Origin of the sequence: Kitasatospora sp. NBC_01539, from assembly GCF_045040525.1 — a bacterium.
Classification (GTDB): Bacteria; Actinomycetota; Actinomycetes; order Streptomycetales; family Streptomycetaceae; genus Kitasatospora.
Genome location: NZ_CP109390.1, coordinates 932883 through 949610 on the forward strand (window position 1 = coordinate 932883; position 16728 = coordinate 949610).

17 protein-coding genes are annotated in these 16728 nt (G+C 74.7%); 6 read left to right on the top strand and 11 right to left on the bottom strand.

The genetic code is table 11. The features are described from left to right. Positions 1-3: 3 nt before the first annotated feature. Together OG335_RS04030 and OG335_RS04035 are read left to right on the top strand one after the other, a co-directional pair. Complete coding sequence (locus OG335_RS04030) at positions 4-1296, top strand: helix-turn-helix domain-containing protein (protein ID WP_405009585.1); 1293 nt, start codon at positions 4-6, stop codon at positions 1294-1296. 28 nt (positions 1297-1324) lie between these two features. Next, positions 1325-1852: an NUDIX domain-containing protein gene (locus OG335_RS04035; protein ID WP_405009586.1), complete on the top strand. Its 528-nt coding sequence runs from the start codon at positions 1325-1327 to the stop codon at positions 1850-1852. A gap of 42 nt (positions 1853-1894) precedes the next feature. Here OG335_RS04035 and OG335_RS04040 read toward each other — a convergent pair whose 3' ends face one another. The 3 genes from OG335_RS04040 to OG335_RS04050 form a co-directional block, all read right to left on the bottom strand. After that, a complete protein-coding gene (locus OG335_RS04040) occupies positions 1895-2317 on the bottom strand; it encodes a hypothetical protein (protein WP_405009587.1) in 423 nt (140 codons plus the stop codon). Positions 2318-2511: 194 nt separating this feature from the next. Next, positions 2512-2832, bottom strand: a complete 321-nt coding sequence (locus OG335_RS04045) for a hypothetical protein (protein WP_405009588.1) — start codon at positions 2830-2832, stop codon at positions 2512-2514. Positions 2833-2988: 156 nt separating this feature from the next. Further along, positions 2989-3876, bottom strand: coding sequence for a LysR substrate-binding domain-containing protein (locus OG335_RS04050; protein WP_405009589.1), 888 nt, complete (start codon positions 3874-3876; stop codon positions 2989-2991). A gap of 58 nt (positions 3877-3934) precedes the next feature. On the opposite strand from OG335_RS04050, the gene OG335_RS04055 reads away from it, so the two are divergent. The 4 genes from OG335_RS04055 (at position 3935) to OG335_RS04070 (ending at position 6936) form a co-directional block, all read left to right on the top strand. Then, complete coding sequence (locus tag OG335_RS04055) at positions 3935-4339, top strand: DUF5997 family protein (protein ID WP_405009590.1); 405 nt, start codon at positions 3935-3937, stop codon at positions 4337-4339. A gap of 411 nt (positions 4340-4750) precedes the next feature. Next, positions 4751-5335 carry a TMEM165/GDT1 family protein gene (locus OG335_RS04060; protein ID WP_405009591.1) on the top strand — a complete coding sequence of 195 codons (585 nt, stop codon included), beginning with the start codon at positions 4751-4753 and terminating at the stop codon, positions 5333-5335. Positions 5336-5596: 261 nt separating this feature from the next. Then, the gene (locus OG335_RS04065; RefSeq protein ID WP_405009592.1) at positions 5597-5986 is read left to right on the top strand and encodes a BlaI/MecI/CopY family transcriptional regulator; all 390 of its coding nucleotides are present in this window, start codon (positions 5597-5599) and stop codon (positions 5984-5986) included. Then, a complete protein-coding gene (locus OG335_RS04070; protein ID WP_405009593.1) occupies positions 5983-6936 on the top strand; it encodes a M48 family metalloprotease in 954 nt (317 codons plus the stop codon). The genes OG335_RS04065 and OG335_RS04070 overlap by 4 nt, the downstream gene beginning before the upstream one ends. Here OG335_RS04070 and OG335_RS04075 read toward each other — a convergent pair. From OG335_RS04075 to OG335_RS04110, 8 genes are all read right to left on the bottom strand, one after another. Then, a complete protein-coding gene (locus tag OG335_RS04075; protein WP_405009594.1) occupies positions 6866-7678 on the bottom strand; it encodes a phosphatase PAP2 family protein in 813 nt (270 codons plus the stop codon). The genes OG335_RS04070 and OG335_RS04075 overlap by 71 nt on opposite strands. A gap of 157 nt (positions 7679-7835) precedes the next feature. Continuing rightward, positions 7836-8510: a response regulator gene (locus tag OG335_RS04080; RefSeq protein WP_405009595.1), complete on the bottom strand. Its 675-nt coding sequence runs from the start codon at positions 8508-8510 to the stop codon at positions 7836-7838. Then, complete coding sequence (locus tag OG335_RS04085) at positions 8507-9808, bottom strand: sensor histidine kinase (RefSeq protein WP_405015303.1); 1302 nt, start codon at positions 9806-9808, stop codon at positions 8507-8509. Before OG335_RS04085 ends, OG335_RS04080 begins: the two co-directional genes overlap by 4 nt. Positions 9809-10028: 220 nt before the next feature. Next, entirely contained in the window at positions 10029-10877 is an 849-nt protein-coding gene (locus OG335_RS04090) for an ABC transporter permease (RefSeq protein WP_405009596.1), read from the bottom strand. Next, positions 10874-11809 carry an ATP-binding cassette domain-containing protein gene (locus OG335_RS04095; protein ID WP_405009597.1) on the bottom strand — a complete coding sequence of 312 codons (936 nt, stop codon included), beginning with the start codon at positions 11807-11809 and terminating at the stop codon, positions 10874-10876. The genes OG335_RS04090 and OG335_RS04095 overlap by 4 nt, the downstream gene beginning before the upstream one ends. Before the next feature lie 219 nt (positions 11810-12028). Then, entirely contained in the window at positions 12029-12712 is a 684-nt protein-coding gene (locus tag OG335_RS04100) for a response regulator (protein ID WP_405009598.1), read from the bottom strand. Continuing rightward, on the bottom strand, positions 12709-15306 hold the full coding sequence (locus OG335_RS04105; RefSeq protein WP_405009599.1) for an ATP-binding protein: 2598 nt from the start codon (positions 15304-15306) through the stop codon (positions 12709-12711). Before OG335_RS04105 ends, OG335_RS04100 begins: the two co-directional genes overlap by 4 nt. 181 nt (positions 15307-15487) lie before the next feature. Next, complete coding sequence (locus OG335_RS04110; RefSeq protein WP_405009600.1) at positions 15488-16648, bottom strand: damage-control phosphatase ARMT1 family protein; 1161 nt, start codon at positions 16646-16648, stop codon at positions 15488-15490. Positions 16649-16728: the final 80 nt, after the last annotated feature.

Consider the following 16728-nt stretch of genomic DNA (forward strand, 5'->3'; position numbering starts at 1 on the left):
AGGATGGGCGAGGCGGAACCCGGAAAATTCTTCCGGGGTGAGGAAACCGAGCAGCGCCAGGCTGGAGGCATGCGAGGAATGATCGAGACGCTGAGCATCGGGGAACGCGTGGCCTGGTACCGCCGCCGACGAGGCATCCCGCAGGAGGTACTGGCCGGCCTCGTCGGGCGGACCGCCGACTGGCTGAGCAAGGTGGAGAACGGCCGCATCGAACTGGACCGGCTCTCAGTGATCAAAGCGCTGGCCGCCGCCCTCGACGTGCAACTCGGCGATCTGCTGGTCGAGCCGTCCCTCATCGACTGGAGTACCGACGGCCGGGGTGGCGCGGTGCCGAAGTTGCGGGAAGCCCTCACGAACTACAAGCACATGTCGTCGCTACTGGCGTCCGAGAGCACCGGTCCGCCGCCGGACCTGGAAATCCTTCGAGCCGAGGTCGGTTCCGCGTGGTCGGCCTACCAGGATGCCCGATACGCGCGGGCCACCCGGCTCATCCCGGAGATCCTGGCGGACGCCCAGCGCGCTGTCCGTGCCCACGAGGGCGACGACCGGTCGAAGGCCAGAGCCCTGCTCGCGATGGCCTACCAGGGCGCGGCCATGGTGCTGACGAAGACAGGGGAGACCGATCTCGCGTGGATGGCCGCCGACCGGGGTCTGGCTGCCGCGCAGGAGTCGGGGGACCTGGTGGTCATCGGTTCCCTTTTCCGATCGGTCTCCCACTGCCTCCTGGCCGGTGGCCGCCTCACCGCAGCGCGGGACCTGGTGGCAGACTCGGCGGGATACCTGGAGAGCGGCCTCCCCGACGCCTCACCGACCTACCTGTCGATCTACGGGTCGCTCTTCCTCGTCGGCGCGGTGGCCGCGGCTCGGCTCGAAGACCGAGCCACAGTGAGCGCGTTCCTCGCCGAGGCGGACCAGGCCGCACAGCGCCTCGGTCACGACGCCAACCACATGTGGACGGCCTTCGGGTCGACCAACGTCGCCATCCACCGCATCTCAGCGGCCATGGAACTGGGAGACATTCAGGTGGCCGCAGACCAGGGACCTCGCGTGGACTCCTCCACCCTGCCGCTTGAGCGGCGGGTCCGGCACACTCTCGAAGTCGCCCGCGCCTACAGTGCACAGAACCGCATGGACGAAGCACTCGCGCTTGTCCTGGATGCCGAGGAACTCGCCCCCGAACAGGTCCATTACCACTTCATCCCACGGCATCTGGTGACCGTGTGGGTCCGGCAGCAACGCGGCAAGCCGAGCCATCTCCTCGCCGGCGTGGCCCAGCGGCTGCGCATCGTCGGGTAGCCCGGCGCAGACGACTACAGTCATTGCCATGAGCGACTCCGACGCCCCCGAGGCCGTTGCCCAGCCGCGCACCGCCGCCGGCGTGCTGTTCTTCGACGAAGCCGACCGCGTGCTTCTGGTCAAGCCCACATACAAGCCGGGCTGGGAGATCCCGGGCGGATACCTCCACCCCAGCGAGACCCCCAGCGAAGGCGCGGCCCGCGAGGTCAAGGAGGAACTCGGCATCACCCCGCCCATCGGCCAGCTCCTCGTCGCGGACTGGGCACCCCACCCGACCGAGGGCGACAAGCTGCTCTTCGTCTTCGACGGGGGCATCCTCCCTGCAGAGGGGCGAACTCAGATCAACCCGGACGGGGTGGAGATCGGCGAGTACGCCTTCCATGCCGCCGACCAGATCGACACGCTCCTCATCCCTCGCTTGGCTCGCCGAGTTCACGCTGCTCTTGGCGCCCGAGCGGGTTCGGCGACCGTCTACCTGGAACACGGGACACCCCGTCTCTCACCTTCGGGGTCGGCTCGCCGCGCCTCGGTACAGGGCTTGACTCACCACACGTGATGCCCAGCGCGGGTCGTCCGGGCTCCCACCGCTCCGGACCGTTCAGCCGGACTCCGTGCCGACCGCCACCTCGACGGCGAGGTGCCGGAGCCTGGAGGCGAGGAGCTCCATCTCGACGAACGTGCCCACGAGGCCGGCCGTCCTCAGCTCGGTCGCCAGGACGCGCGCTCGGGGCAGCGTCAGGCCGTACACCTCCCGCAGGGCCCGGAGAACGGGCACCATCCGTGCCTCCGGGTCCGTCAAGCGGAGGCGGGCGGGTCCGTGTTCCGCCAGGAGGGCCCGACGGATCTCCTCCGGCGTCTCGTCGCCGCTGTCCTGATCGCACCAGGCGACGGAACAGGACAGGCAGTACCCCTCGGTGCCCCAGCACAGCCGGCCGCGTTCGACGAACTGGCCGATGTCGAGCATCAGCACACCGCCGCACTCCGTGCATCGGGTGGTGACCGTCACGCCCTGGGTGATCACGGTGCTCCTCGTCGCTCGGCCTGCCCGTCCGTCGGCCGGCGCGTCGCCCGGCCCGCTCCGATGAGGCCGCACCGGCGCCTGCACGTCAACCGCATATCGCCGACGCCTCCCCGTGCCGTCCGGACGGGGCCGGCCGACGCGGGACGTCACGGGCCGGGGCTCTGGAGTGTCTCGACGGTTTCTTCTTGGACGCCTCACGGTCCCTCGTCGTCGGCTTCCTCGCCGTAGTGGCAGTGCCATCGCCCCCAGGGGACGTCCCAGGTGGGTGCGTCGGGGCCGGGACGGGGGATGACGGGCAAGGGCCCGGTGGCTGTTTCGATGAGGTGGATCAGTGTCCAGCCGACGCCGTAGCAGTCGTCGGGGCCGAAGCAGCCGGCGAGGGCGTGGGCTTCCTCAGTGGTGACGGGTTTGGTGATCGCATCCAGCTGCCGCCCGCGTCTGTCGATCTCTTCTTCGGCGGAGTCCCAGTCGGGCAGCGGTCCGTCGGCGACAAAGATCCGGACTTCGGTTCTCATGATGCGCCGCAGTCTTCCACGAAGGCCTGACAGGGCCCCCCTCAGGGCCGCTTGAAGGGAGTGCGCCCACGGGCGGCAGCGGGGATCCGCTCACACCCTGATCGACGCGCAGGTGCCGTGGAATCGCGGGACGCGACGAACGGTCAGGACGAGAGGTCAGGACGAGCGGCGTGGCTTGCCCCGCTTGGTGCCCTTGGGTGCGCCGGAGCCACCGCGGACGGGCCGGCCGGCCGTCCTGCCACCGGCCGACTTCCCTGCGGCCGACCGGCCGGAAGCGGACTTCCCGCCGGCGGACTTCCCGCCGACAGCCTTGCCTCCGGCAGACTTCCCGGCGGCAGGCTTGCCCCCGGCGGCCTTGCCTGCGGCGGGCTTGCGCTGGGCGCCGGTCGCGTCGGGGCGGCGCCGGTCGGACTGCTCCGGTGCCTGCGCCGCGGCAGGGGTGCGCGAGCTGTTCACGGTGCGCCCGCGGACGATCCCGATGAACTGCTCCACCAGGTCCGTGGTGGCGTCCTGGGGCCACGACAGGGCGACGCGCGACTCGGGGGCGCCCGGCACCGGCCGGTAGGTGAGGTCCCTGCGGTGGTGCAGGCGGGCGAGCGACTGCGGGACGAGGAGCACGCCGATGCCGGCGGCGACGAGTTCGACGGCGTCCCCGGTGGTCTCGGGGCGTTCGATCGCGGGGCGGCCCGGCAGGCCCTCCCAGGCGAGGGTGTCGTCGAGCGGGTGCAGCACGATCTCGTCGGCGAGGTCGTCCTCGGACACCTCGTCGACGGCGGTCAGGAGGTGGTCCTTCGGGACCACGACCACGGTCGTCTCGGTGTAGAGCGGGATCGCGCTGAGGTCCGCGCCGTCGACCGGCAGCCGGACGAGCCCCGCGTCGGCGTCGGCGCCGCGCAGCGCTCCGGACGCGTCGGCGGCGGTCACCGGGACGAGGGTGAGGGGGACGTCGGGCAGCCGCTCGTTCCAGATCCGCACCCACTTCGTGGGCGTCACTCCCGGGACATACGCCAGCCGGAACGAAGGGGATGCTTCCGAGCCTGTCACCCCGCCAGGTTACCGGTCGTGGTCGGAGGTGGTGCACACGCTCGATACCCTTGGACCCATGACGTCGCACAAGACACCCCAGACGATGAAGCCCGCGACCGCGGCGAAGAAGCTCGGCGTGTACCTCGAAGCCACGCCCGCCGAGTTCCAGGAGGGTGTCGTCTCGCGCACCGAGCTGAACACGCTGCAGTCCGACCCGCCGGAGTGGCTGCAGGAGCTGCGCCGCACCGGCCCGCACCCCCGCCCGGTGGTCGCGGCGAAGCTCGGCATCTCCATCGCCGGTCTCGCGCGCGGCGGGGTCTCCGAGGCCCTCACGACCGAGCAGATCGACGCACTGAAGGAGAACTGCCCCGAGTGGCTGCGGCGTGAGCGCGCCACCCAGGCGGAGGTCCGCAAGGAGACCGTGCGCATCAAGGAGAAGGCCGCGGAGCGCACCGACCAGCCCCGCCGCCCGCGTTCCTGAGCCCTCCCGAACCGCTCCCGGGCTCTCCCCAACCGCTCCCGAGTTCTCCTGACCGCTCCGCCCGGCGTACGAGCCCGGCGGTGCGGGCCGGCACGGGAGCGCGCGGCGGTGCGGTGCCCCCGCGCAGGGCTCCGCACCCGGGGCCGGTACACTGGAGCTGCGAAGGGGAGTAGTCCCGAAACACCGGCAGGTCGACATACTGGACGTCCGCACACCAGCGGGCGGCCCGGCCGCCGGGCCGCACAGGCCTCCGGGTAGGCGCGGTGGACGAGACCTTCGGCCAAGGCATGACCGGTGCCCGCATCCTGCGGGTGCCGACTTCGTCGTGCCGGGCCGAGAGTCCTCCCGCAGCCCTCGTCGAGGGTGTTCCGCGCAGGGTTCCGGGCCCGGCCCCAGCAGAAAGCCTCCCGGATGTCCCTCGACCCCCTGGCGATCGTCACCGCCTTCGGGCTGATCTTCCTCGCCGAACTCCCCGACAAGACGATGTTCGCATCGCTGGCCATGGGCACCCGCATGCGGCCGCTGTACGTGTGGCTCGGCACCTCCGCCGCCTTCATCGTGCACGTGGCGATCGCCGTCGGTGCCGGCAGCCTGATCGGGCTGCTGCCCGGCATGCTCGTCAAGCTCGTCTCCGCGGCGCTCTTCGCCTTCGGTGCGTTCGTCCTCCTGCGCAGCGGGGACGACGAGGACGGAGCGGACGGCGCCGGGAAGACCGTCACCGGCTTCTGGCCGGTCTGGACGACCGCGTTCACGGCCGTCTTCATCAGCGAGTGGGGCGACCTCACGCAGATCACCACCGCGAACCTCGCCGCGACCAACGGCGTGCTGTCCACCGCGATCGGTTCGGCCGCCGCGCTGATGTCCGTCTCCGCGCTGGCCCTCGTCGTGGGCCGGTTCATCGCGAAGCGCGTCCCGCTGCGCCTCGTGCAGCGCATCGGCGCGGGGTGCATGGCCGTCCTCGCGCTGTGGTCGCTGATCGAGGCGTTCGCCGGCTGACCGCGGCACCACGCCGCCCCTCGCGCGGGGCGGCCGGCCCCGGGGGTCCTCCGCTCACGCGGCGGGCCCCCGGGGCTTTCGTGTCTCCGGCCGCGGTCGGCGGGAGCGCCGGGGAGCGCCGGGAGGCGACGGTCCACCGTCGTCGGCCGTCTACACTTGCGTAGTCGCCGGGGTGGCGGATCGGCCGCTCCGGAGGGACTGCCGTCGACGGGCCGGAGCGAATGACACCCGCCCGGCGGGGCGGCGGCGGAACGGGGAGAGATGACCGACGCGAAGGACGCCAGGCGCCCGCAGGGCGAACTCGTCGCCGATGTACTCGCCGTGCTGTGGGCCGCCCGGGAACCGCTCACCGTCGGCCAGGTCAACGAGGCCCTCGACGGCGACCTGGCCAGGACCACCGTGACGACGATCCTCACCCGCCTCCACGAGCGGGGCACCCTGGCCCGGCACCGCGTCGGCCGCGGGTTCGTGTACGCGCCCGTGCACGACGCCCCCGGGCTGGCGGCCGGCAGGATGCACCGCGAGCTGCGCAGCGAACCCCACCGCGACCTCGTGCTGGAGCGGTTCGTCTCGACGCTGTCCGAGGACGACGAGGTGGTGCTGCGCCGGCTGCTGCTCGCCACGGAGGCCCCGGACGGCGACGCGCGGTGAACCTCCTCGTCGCCCTCGTCGTGCTCACGCTCGTCGGCCCGTGGCCGGCCGTGGCCGCCGCCCGGCGGCTGGCCGACCTGCTGCCGCCGAAGGCCGCGGGGTTCGTGCTGGCCGGCGCCGCGGTGGCACTCGCGGGCGCGACCGCGCTGGCCCTGGCCGTCCTGGTGGGCGGCGGGCTGCTCCACCTGCCGCCGATGGCCGCCGCCGGCCGGATGTCGCTGCCCTGGCTCGTGTCGACGTCGCCCGCCGCCGTGCCCGCCGCCCTCGCCGCGGGTACCGCGCTGGCCGCCGCGGGCCGGCTGGCGGCCCGCCGCTGGCGCGGTCAGCAGGCGCTGCTGCGCCGGACCTGGGAGGCCGTGGACGCACACCCGGTGGGCGGCGACCTGACGGTCCTCCCCGACGCCGCGGCGGACGCCTACGCGCTCCCCGGCCACCGCGGACGCCGCGGCCGGGTCGTGGTGACCGCGCCGATGCTGCAGGCGCTCGGGCGGCGCGAGCGGGACGTCCTGCTCGCTCACGAGCGGGCCCACCTCGCCGGGCGGCACCATCTCCTCTCACGGGCGGCCCGGATCGCGAGCGCCGCGCACCCGGCGCTGCGCGGGCTGCGGGCTCCGCTGGCCTTCCATCTGGAGCGGTGGGCGGACGAGGACGCCGCCGCGGCGGTCGGCGACCGCCGGCTGGCCGCTGCCGCCGTGGCCCGGGCGGCGCTGGCCGCCTCGGACACCGGCCGACGGGAGGGGCTGCTGCTCGCGGCAGCCACCGGGCCGGTGCCGCGCCGGGTCCGGGCCCTGCTGTGCCCCGCGCCGCGGGTACCGCGTGGCCGGGCGCTGCGGGTCGCGGCCGCCGGGCTGCTGGCCCTGGTCGCGCTCTCGGTGATGCTCAGCGTCGGTTCGGCGTACGAGCTGCACGAGTACGTGGAGCAGGCCCGGTCGGTGGTGCGGGGCCGCTGAGCCGCCCGAGCAGCGGCGGCCACAGGCCCAGCCAGGCCGCCGCGAGAAGCCAGCCGCCCACGACGTCGAGCGGCCAGTGCACGCCGAGGTACACGCGGCTCACGCCGACGGCCGCCGCCGCGAGGAGCAGCACGGCGCTCACGGGCACCGCCCGTGAGCGCGGCACCGTACGGCCGATCGCGTGCGCGAGGAGGCCCGCGGCGACCGCCGCGGTGAAGGCGTGCCCGGAGGGGTAGGCGTGCGCGCCGGGTGGCGGGCCTGCCCAGTCGGCCGCGGGGGGACGGGGCCGGGCGAGCGCGAGCATCAGCCCGGTGCGCAGCAGTTGGCCGGCGGCGAGCACGGCGACGGGCGCGCACAGGGCCGCGAGGCGGTATCCGGTGGTGCGGGCGGCCCGGGCCGCGAGCGTTCCGGCGGCGGCCGCCGCCAGGTAGGGCGGCAGCCCGGTGCCCAGCCGGGTGAGGGTGCCGACGGCGTGCGCCGCCGCGTCCGGCCGGTGGGCGAGCACCCAGGCGTGCACCGAGCTTTCCGCGGCCCAGGGGGCGCCGCCGTGCGCGGTGGCGGCCGCCGTCACGACGGCGAACAGGAGCAGCGGGAGCACCGCCGGAGCGGCGGCACGAGCGGCGCGGGCGGCACCGGCGGAGCGGACGGGCGCGGGGGCGGGCGCAAGGGCAGGCGGGGTCGGGTCGTCCGCGGGCGGCCCGGCCTGCGGCGGGATCACCCGTCCACCGGTGGTCCGGGGCATCGGCGGGAGCGCCTCTCTCTGGAGGTGCGCACGCCGCACCCTGGACCGTCTACATCACTGTCGACAGACTACAGCGATGTAGACGGACGAGGCCGCCCGGTGGTTCCGCACCCCGCCGCGCGACCGGAAGGCGCCGCGACTCCCCCGCCGCCGGAGCTCAGGCCGTACCGCCGGCGCGCGTCAGCCCGAGGTCGTACGCGAAGATCACCGCCTGGACGCGGTCCCGGGCGCCGATCTTCGCCATCACCCGGCTGACGTGGGTCTTCACCGTCGACTCGGCCAGCACCAGCCGCTCGGCGATCTCGCCGTTCGTCCAGCCCCTGGCCATGGTCACGAGGATCTCGCGTTCGCGTTCCGTGAGCGCCCGGTAGCGCGGGTCGTCGCTCTCGGTGCCGGCCACGCGGACCGGCAGGTGGTGCGCGTACGCGTCCAGCAGTCGGCGGGTGAGCCTCGGGGCGATCACCGCGTCGCCGGAGGCGACCGCCCGGATCCCGGCCAGCAGCTCCTCCGGCAGGGCGTCCTTCAGCAGGAATCCGCTGGCCCCGGCGCGCAGCGCGGCGTGGGCGTACTCGTCCATGTCGAAGGTGGTCAGCACCAGGACCCGGGAGCGCCCGCCGTCGGCGACGATCCTCCGGGTGGCCTCGATGCCGTCCATTCCCGGCATCCGCACGTCCATCAGCACGACGTCCGGGCGCAGCTCGGCGGCGCGGCGCACCGCCTCCGCGCCGTGCGCGGCCTCGCCCGCCACGGCGGTGCCGGGTGAGCTTTCGAGCAGCATGCGGAAGCCGAGCCGCTGGAGCGGCTGGTCGTCCACGATGAGGACGGTGGTCACGGGGTGCTGCCTCCGGGGTCGGCGGGCGGGTCGAGGATCAGGCGGGCTTCGACGGTCCAGCCGCCGCCGGGTCGGGGCCCGGCGGCGACCGTGCCGCCGTAGAGGGCGGCGCGCTCCCGCATGCCGACGAGGCCGTGGCCGCCGCCGGGCGGCGGTGCGGCGCCGCGGGGCGGGTCGGTGAGCTGCGGGTCGGTGAGCTGCGGGCCGACGGGCCCGCGGTCGTCGACGCGAATGCCGACCGTCGGGCCGTCGACGGTGACCCGGACCTGCGCGGAGGTCGTGCTGCCGGCGTGCTGGAGGGTGTTGGTCAGCGCTTCCTGGGCGATCCGGTACACCGTGAGCTGGGCACCCAGGTCGAGGGTGTCGAGCGGGCCGCTCGTGCGGTAGGTGACGGTCGGGCCGGCGGCCCGGATGCGTTCGCAGAGGTCGTCGAGGTCCGCGACGCCGGGCTGCGGCCGGAGCACGGCGCCGTCCTCGCGATCGGCCCGCAGCACGCCGAGCATCCGGCGGATCTCCCCCAGCGCCTCGCGGCCGGTGCCGGCGATCAGGCGCAGGGCCTCCCGGCCGCGTCCGGGGTCGGCCTCGGCCGCGTACGCGCCGCCGTCCGCCAGGCCGATGATCACCGACAGGTTGTGGCCGATGATGTCGTGCATCTCCCGCGCCACCCGGGCCCGCTCGTCCGCGGCGGCGAGCGCGGCGCGCTGGTCGCGTTCGACCTCCAGCTGCACGGCGCGCTCGCGCAGCGCCGCCATGTGGGCGTGCCGGATCCGCAGCGCCAGCCCCAGGGCGACCGACGCGGTCGCCGCGCTGAGCAGGAAGAAGAGGGCGTCGCCGACGGTCACCACACCGGACACCCGCAGGGCGACGAGACCCAGCGCCCCGGCCATCACCGCGCACGCCCACGGCAGGTGCCGGAGCCGGCCGTGCAGGGCGAGACCGTAGAGGGCGATCAGCAGGGCGACGTCCGCGCGGACCATCACGAGCAGGGCCCACTGCAGTGTGAAGACGGCGGCGATCACCGCGAACGCCCCGGTGGGCGCCCGGCGTCGCCACCACAGCGGCAGCACCAGGGCGAGCTGGAACGCCAGCGTGCCGGCCACGGGCAGCCGGGTGAACCTGAGTTTCGCTTCGTGGCGCCCGGCCCCGTCGTGCACGAGGTCGGGCAGGCAGAACATCGCGAACACCGCGACCACGACGAGGGTGTCCAGGACCCACGGGCGCTCCCGGTCGAGGCTGCGCAGCCGCCGCCCCGCCGCCACCAGCCGGACGATCACGGGGTTGGCGGAGAACGCCTCCAGCCCCGGCGGGGAGAGCGCGGGGAGGGCCACCACGGGGTCGGCGGGCAGGTCGGTACGCACAGGGGTCACCCGTCCATGATGGGCGGACGCCGGCGGCCGGCCGACCACGAGGGTCGTCCGGACGCCGGCGTCGCACGGTGGCGCCCTCCCGGGCAGGACGTCGGCAGCGCACCGGCCGGGGCAGGAGTGGGCCCGGCCGGGCGGTGGCACCGGGGACCCGTCAGGCGTCGGTGCGGACCAGGCGCCAGGCGGCACCGGCCAGCGCCAGCGCCGTCCAGCCGACGAGGACCGCCAGGCCGGCCGCCGGCGTCAGGGTGCCCGCCGAGTGGTGCAGGGCGAACGCCGCCTGGCCCGCGGCGCTGGGCAGGTACGGGCTGATGTCGTCCTGCCAGGAGCTCGGCAGCAGGCCGATCAGGCCGGGGATCAGCATCAGCACGGCGACCAGCACCGAGATGCCGCCCGCCACCGACCGCAGCAGCGCGCCGAGGGCGGCGCCGATCACGCCTACCAGGCCGAGGTAGAGCCCGGCGCCGAGCAGGCTGCGGACGACGCCCGGGTCGGAGATCGTCAGCGCGGCGGGTGTGCCGGAGACGATTCCGCTGCCGACGAGGAAGGCGGCGAACGCGCCGACCGTCCCGGTCAGCAGGGCGACCACGCCGTAGACGGCGGCCTTCGACCAGAGCACCGGCAGGCGGCGCGGCACCGCCGCCAGGGTGGAGCGGATCATGCCGGTCGAGTACTCGCCGGCCGTCACCAGCACGCCGAGGACACCGAGGGCCAGCTGCCCGAAGTTCGTGCCGAACAGCGACAGCTGCACGGCGGTGGCGTCGGCGAAGTCCCGGTCGAGGCGCTCGCCAGAGGTGATCCGCGACTTGTAGTGCGCGGAGGCGATGATGCCGAACGCCACCACGAACAGCAGGGCCAGGCCCAGCGTGATCCAGGTGGAGCGCAGCGACCACAGCTTCGCCCACTCGGCGCGCAGCACACGCCGGCCGGTGACCCGGTAGACGGGCCGGGGGCCGGCCGCCGCCGCGTGGTCGGCGGTGTGGATCGGGGCAATCGTGCTCATGCCGCCCTCCCGGGGGTGTCGACGCCGGTGGTGCCGTGGTACTCGACGGCATCCCTGGTCAGCTCCATGAACGCCTCCTCCAGGGACACCGCCCGGGCCGTCAGTTCGAACAGGGCGATGCCGTGCGCGGCTGCCGCCAGCCCGATCTCACGGGCGGACAGCCCCGCCACCTCCAACTCCTCCGACCCGGCCCGGCCGGTGATCTCCACGCCGGGCGCGGACAGCACCTCCCGCAGACGCGCCGGGTCGGCGCTCGCCACCCTCACCGTGTCGCCGCCCGCCCGGCGGACGAGCTCGGAGACCGTGGTGTCGGCCAGCAGACGGCCGCGGCCCACGACGATCAGGTGGTCGGCGACCAGGGCCACCTCGCTCATCAGGTGCGAGGAGACGAAGACCGTACGGCCCTCGGCCGCGAGCGTGGTGAGCAGGTTGCGGATCCACAGGACGCCCTCGGGGTCGAGGCCGTTGACGGGCTCGTCGAGCATCACCGTGGCCGGGTCGCCCAGCAGCGCCGCCGCGATGCCGAGCCGCTGCCCCATGCCGAGCGAGAACGCCCCGGCGCGCTTCTTCGCGACGCTCTGCAGACCCGTCAGCCCGATCACCTCGTCGACCCGGCGGCGCGGGATCCCGTGCGTGTGGGCCTGCGCCATCAGGTGGTCGAAGGCCGACCGGCCGGGGTGGATCGACCGTGCCTCCAGCAGTGCGCCCACCTCCTGCAGCGGGGAGGTGTGCTCGGCGTACCGCCGCCCGTTGACGGTGACCGATCCGGCGGTCGGGGCGTCCAGGCCGACGATCATCCGCATCGTGGTGGACTTCCCCGCGCCGTTCGGCCCGAGGAAGCCGGTCACCGAACCCGGCCGGACGGTGAAGTCCAGACCGTCGACGGCCGTCTTCTCGCCGTACCGCTTCGTCAGCTGCTGCGCCTCGATCATCGGTGCTCCCTCGCGCTCGCCACCCGGCGCTCCGGCCGGCCCACCGCCCACGCTAGGGCCGGTACCGGCCGCACACCGCGGTACCGGGGGTGCGACCCACGCCGATCGGGTGGTACCGCGGTACCACGCCGCCCCGGACGGTCCACCGCGGAGCCGCGTCGAGGGCCACCGCCAGCTCCGTTGTCAGCGCCGTTGTCAGGGCCGCCGTCGGGATCGCGGTCACGGTTCGAAGCGGTAGCCCATGCCGGCCTCGGTGAGGAAGTGGCGGGGGTGCGAGGGGTCGTCCTCCAGCTTGCGGCGCAGCTGGGCCATGTAGACGCGCAGGTAGTTGGTCTCGGTGCGGTAGGCGGGCCCCCAGACCTCGTGGAGCAGCTGCTTCTGCCCGACGAGGCGTCCGGCGTTGCGGACGAGGACCTCCAGCAGGTGCCACTCGGTGGGGGTGAGCCGGACGTCGGCGCCCCGGCGGTGGACCTTCTTCGCGGCCAGGTCGACGGTGAACGACGCGGTGGTGAGCACGGCCTCGACCGCGTCCGCGGGCAGCGGTTCGGCGCGGCGGACGGCGGCGCGCAGGCGGGCGAGGAGCTCGTCCATGCCGAACGGCTTGGTGACGTAGTCGTCGGCCCCGGCGTCGAGGGCTTCGACCTTCTCGCCGGACGCGTGCCGGGCGGAGAGCACGATGATCGGCACCCGGGTCCAGCCGCGCAGGCCGCGGATGACGTCGGTGCCGTCCATGTCGGGCAGGCCGAGGTCGAGGACGACGACGTCGGGCGGGTGCGCGGCTGCCGCGGCGAGCGCCCCGGCACCGTCGTGGGCCGCGTCCACCTCGTACTTGCGCGCCTTGAGGTTGATCACCAGGGCGCGGACGAGCTGGGGTTCGTCGTCGACCACGAGGACGCGGGTCACGAGGGGAGACCGCCTTTCTGCCGGTGCGGTGCGGGGCCGGGTCCTTCGGAGCCGGGCCGCGCGGAGTCGGCCGGTGAGGAGTCGGCCGGGATCAGGGGGAGGGTCACCACCATGGTGAGGCCGCCGCCGGGGGTGTCCTCGGCGGTGAGTTCACCGCCCATCGCCTCGGTGAAGCCGCGTGCGACGGCCAGCCCGAGGCCGACGCCGTTGCCGCGGGGCGCGTCGCCGTGGCGCTGGAACGGCTGGAAGATCCGTTCCCTGGCATCCTCCGGGACGCCGGGGCCGCGGTCGACCACCCGCAGTTCGAGGCGCCCGGCGCCGGGCAGGTCGAGCACCTCGGCGCGGACGGTGACGGGGACGCCGGGCGGGGTGTACTTGACGGCGTTCTCGACCAGGTTGGCGACGACGCGCTCCAGCAGGCCCGCGTCGGCGGGGACGAGCGGCAGGTCCTCCGGCACGTCCAGGCGCACGGTGTCGGCGGGGACGGCGGCGAGCGCGAGCGGCACGACCTCGTCGAGGTCGATGTCGCGGGTGAGCGCGGTGACGCTGCCGGTCTGCAGCCTGCTCATGTCGAGCAGGTTGTTGACGAGGTGGTTGAGCCGGTCGGCGCCGTCCTCGATGCCGGCGAGGAGTTCGGCCTCGTCCTCGGGGGCCCACGCGACCTCGTCGGAGCGCAGCGAACTGACGGCGGCCTTGATGGCGGCCAGCGGGGTGCGCAGGTCGTGGGAGACGGCGGCGAGCAGGGCGGTGCGGATGCGGTTGGCGTCGGCGAGGCGGCGGGAGGCCGCGGCCTCCTCGGTGAGACGGCGGTGCTCCAGGCGGGCGGCGGCCTGGGCGGCGAAGGCCGCGAGGATCCGGCGGTCCTCGGCGGGCAGCACCCGGCCGGTGAGGACGAGGGAGAAGCGCTCCCCCGCGGGCACGTCGACCGCGGCCTCCTCGGGGGATGCCGCCGGGTGCGGCCCGGCTGCGGCGAGGCAGTGCCAGGAGCCGTGGTCTCCGGTGTGTTCGAGCAGCGCGGCGGACTCCGCCTGGAAGGTGTCGCGCACCCGGGCGAGCAGTGCCGCGACGGTGTCCTTGTCCGGCTCGGCCCCGCCGGCGAGGAAGGCGAGCACCTCGGCCTCGGCCCGGCTGCGGGCGGCGAGCTGGGCCCGGCGGGCCGCGAGGTCGACGACGGAGGCGACCGAGATGCCGACACCGACGAAGACCGCCAGCCCCAGGATGTTCTCCGGGTCGGAGATGGTGAAGGTGTGGGTGGGCGGGGCGAAGTAGTAGTTGAGCAGCAGGGAGGCGGCCAGCGCGGAGGCGATCGCCGGGAAGACCCCGCCGAGCAGGGCGGCGCCGACCGTCAGGCTGAGGAAGAGCAGCATGGCGGTGGGCAGCCCGAGACCGGCGCCGGTGCCGACCAGCAGCAGGGTGAGCAGCACCGCGCCGCCGCAGCCGAGCAGCCAGCCCGCCAGGGTGCGCACCCGGCCCAGCCGGACGGGCAGCCTCCCGGGCAGGGCGGGCCGGCCCGCGGCGGCGTGCTCGTGGGTGACGACGTGCACGTCGATGTCGCCGCACTCGCGGGCGACCGTGGCGCCGACCCCGGGGTCGAGGAGGTAGCGCCAGGCCTTGCGGCGGCTGGTGCCGAGGACGATCTGCGTCGCGTCGGCCCCGCGGGCGAAGTCGAGGATCGCGGTGGGCACGGTGTCGCCGAGCACCGGGTGGTAGGTGCCGCCGAGGTCCTCCACGAGCCTGCGCTGCTCGGTGAGTTCGGGCAGGGGGGCGGCGGGCGCGGCGTCGGGGCGGACGACGTGGACGGCCAGCAGTTCGCCGCCGGCCCCGCGGGCGGCGATCCTGGCCGCGCGCCGGATGAGCGTGCGGCCCTCGGGCCCGCCGGTGAGGCCCACGACGATGCGCTCCCGGGTGGGCCAGGTGGCGTGGATGGCGTGCTCGGTGCGGTAGTGCCTGAGGTACTCCTCGGCACGGTCGGCCGTCCAGAGGAGGGCGAGCTCGCGCAGCGCGGCGAGGTTGCCGGGGCGGAAGTAGTGGGAGAGGGCGGCGTCGACGCGGTCGGGCGGGTAGACGTTGCCGTGGGCGAGGCGGCGGCGCAGGGCCTCCGGTGTCATGTCGACGAGTTCGACCTGGTGGGCCCGGCGCACCACCTCGTCGGGCACGGTCTCCCGCTGCCGCACACCCGTGATGGTCTCGACGACGTCGCCGAGCGACTCCAGGTGCTGGATGTTGACGGTGGAGAGCACGTCGATGCCGGCGGCGAGCAGTTCCTCGACGTCCTCCCAGCGCTTGGCGTTCCTCGAACCCGGCACGTTGGTGTGGGCGAGCTCGTCGACGAGGGCCAGGGCTGGGCGCCGGGCGAGCACGGCGTCGACGTCCATCTCGGTGAAGGTCGCGCCGCGGTGCTCCAGCCGCCTGCGCGGCACCGTCTCCAGGCCGTCGAGCAGTCCGGCGGTGCGCGGCCTGCCGTGGTCCTCCACCAGGGCGACGACGACGTCGGTGCCGCGCTCCGCCCGCCGGTGGGCCTCGCCGAGCATGGCGTACGTCTTGCCGACCCCGGGCGCCGCACCGAGGTGGATCCGCAGCCTGCCGCGCCCCATGTGCACCAGTCTCGATAGAGCCGTCGCGCCCGACCCGGTCGGACACGTGTTCACCGGGTACGAGCGTAGGTGCACGGACGGCCGCAACGCCCCTTCCGCCCCACTTGCGGCTTTCGTCCTAGCGTCTTCTTGACGCTGCGCGGCACGCCCCGGGCCGCCGCGTCCGGCCCGGCGGGGTGCGTCAGTGGGCGCGGACCTGGACGACGGCGTGGCGGCCGACGGTGCGCCACGCCTCCCCGTCGGCGTCCAGGCGGGCCACCACCGCCGCGTCCAGGCCGACGGCGACGTCCGACTTGAGCGTGCGCAGCGCGGCGACCGGGGACGGGAAGCCGGCGGCCGCGTCGGCGAAAGCCGTGGTCGGCGGCCACGACCGGTCGCCGACCAGGCGCCGGTAGTTGAGGTCGCCCTTGACGATCGTCATCGCCGCGCCGGAGAGGTCCGCCCGCAGGTCGTCCGGCATCGCGTCGAACGGCAGCGGCGCGCAGAGGAACGGGTGGGTGCGGACCTCCAGCAGGCCGTCCGTCATCGCCTGCCACAGCCGTGCGCCGACGGCCTTCGCCTCCGCGCCCGGGGCGCTGCGCAGCCGTCCGAGCGCCGCCACCACGTCGGCGGTGGTCGCGTCGGAGACGAAGTAGGGCTGCGGCTTCACGAGGAGGACCACCCCGGAGGCCCACCCGGCGCCCAGGAGGTGGTCGATCAGCGCCAGGTCGGGCAGCAGCTCCGGACCGGCGTTGTCGGCGAGCAGGCAGACGCGCCCGCCGTCGGCCCGCCGCAGGGCGGACCAGAGCAACGGCCCGTCGTCGGCGAGCATCCCGCCGGCGGCCCCGGACGGCCCCGCGGTGATGCGGAAGCTCAGGTCGGCACGGTTCCCCCAGAGCGCCGAGGCGAGGAGGGTCTCCGCGCGGGCCTCGTCGGGCAGCGCCGACAGGTCGTCCAGCGCGGCGAGTTCCCCGTCGACGGCCGCGCCGGCCAGCTCCGCGTCCTTGAACGGCGCGAACGGGTCGACGCCCTGCCACGTACCCGGACGGAAGTAGCCGGTGGCGTCGAGCAGCCGGCGGTAGAACCAGCTCTCCGCCCACAGGAACGGCGCCTCGCCCCACGGCCGGCCCCACAGTCCGCTCCCCCACGCCAGCCACTCCGCGTGGTCGTGCAGGTCGGCCGCCGGCGGTTCCAGGACGCCCTCCGTGCTCTCCGCGAGCAGCCGCTCCACCGCCGCCCGCTCGGCGGGGCCGTACGGCAGCGCGTCGAGCACCTGCCGGACGAGCACCGGATGGCGCTCGTGGAACACGCCCCAGGCGAAGGAGCCCGTCACGTCGGCCCGGATCACGGGTGCGGTCGGCATGGGACGCGTCCTCCTTCGTGGGCGGCCGCAGCCGCGGCCGCGGGCCGTACGGCACGGCTGCTCCGACCCTAGGGCCTGAC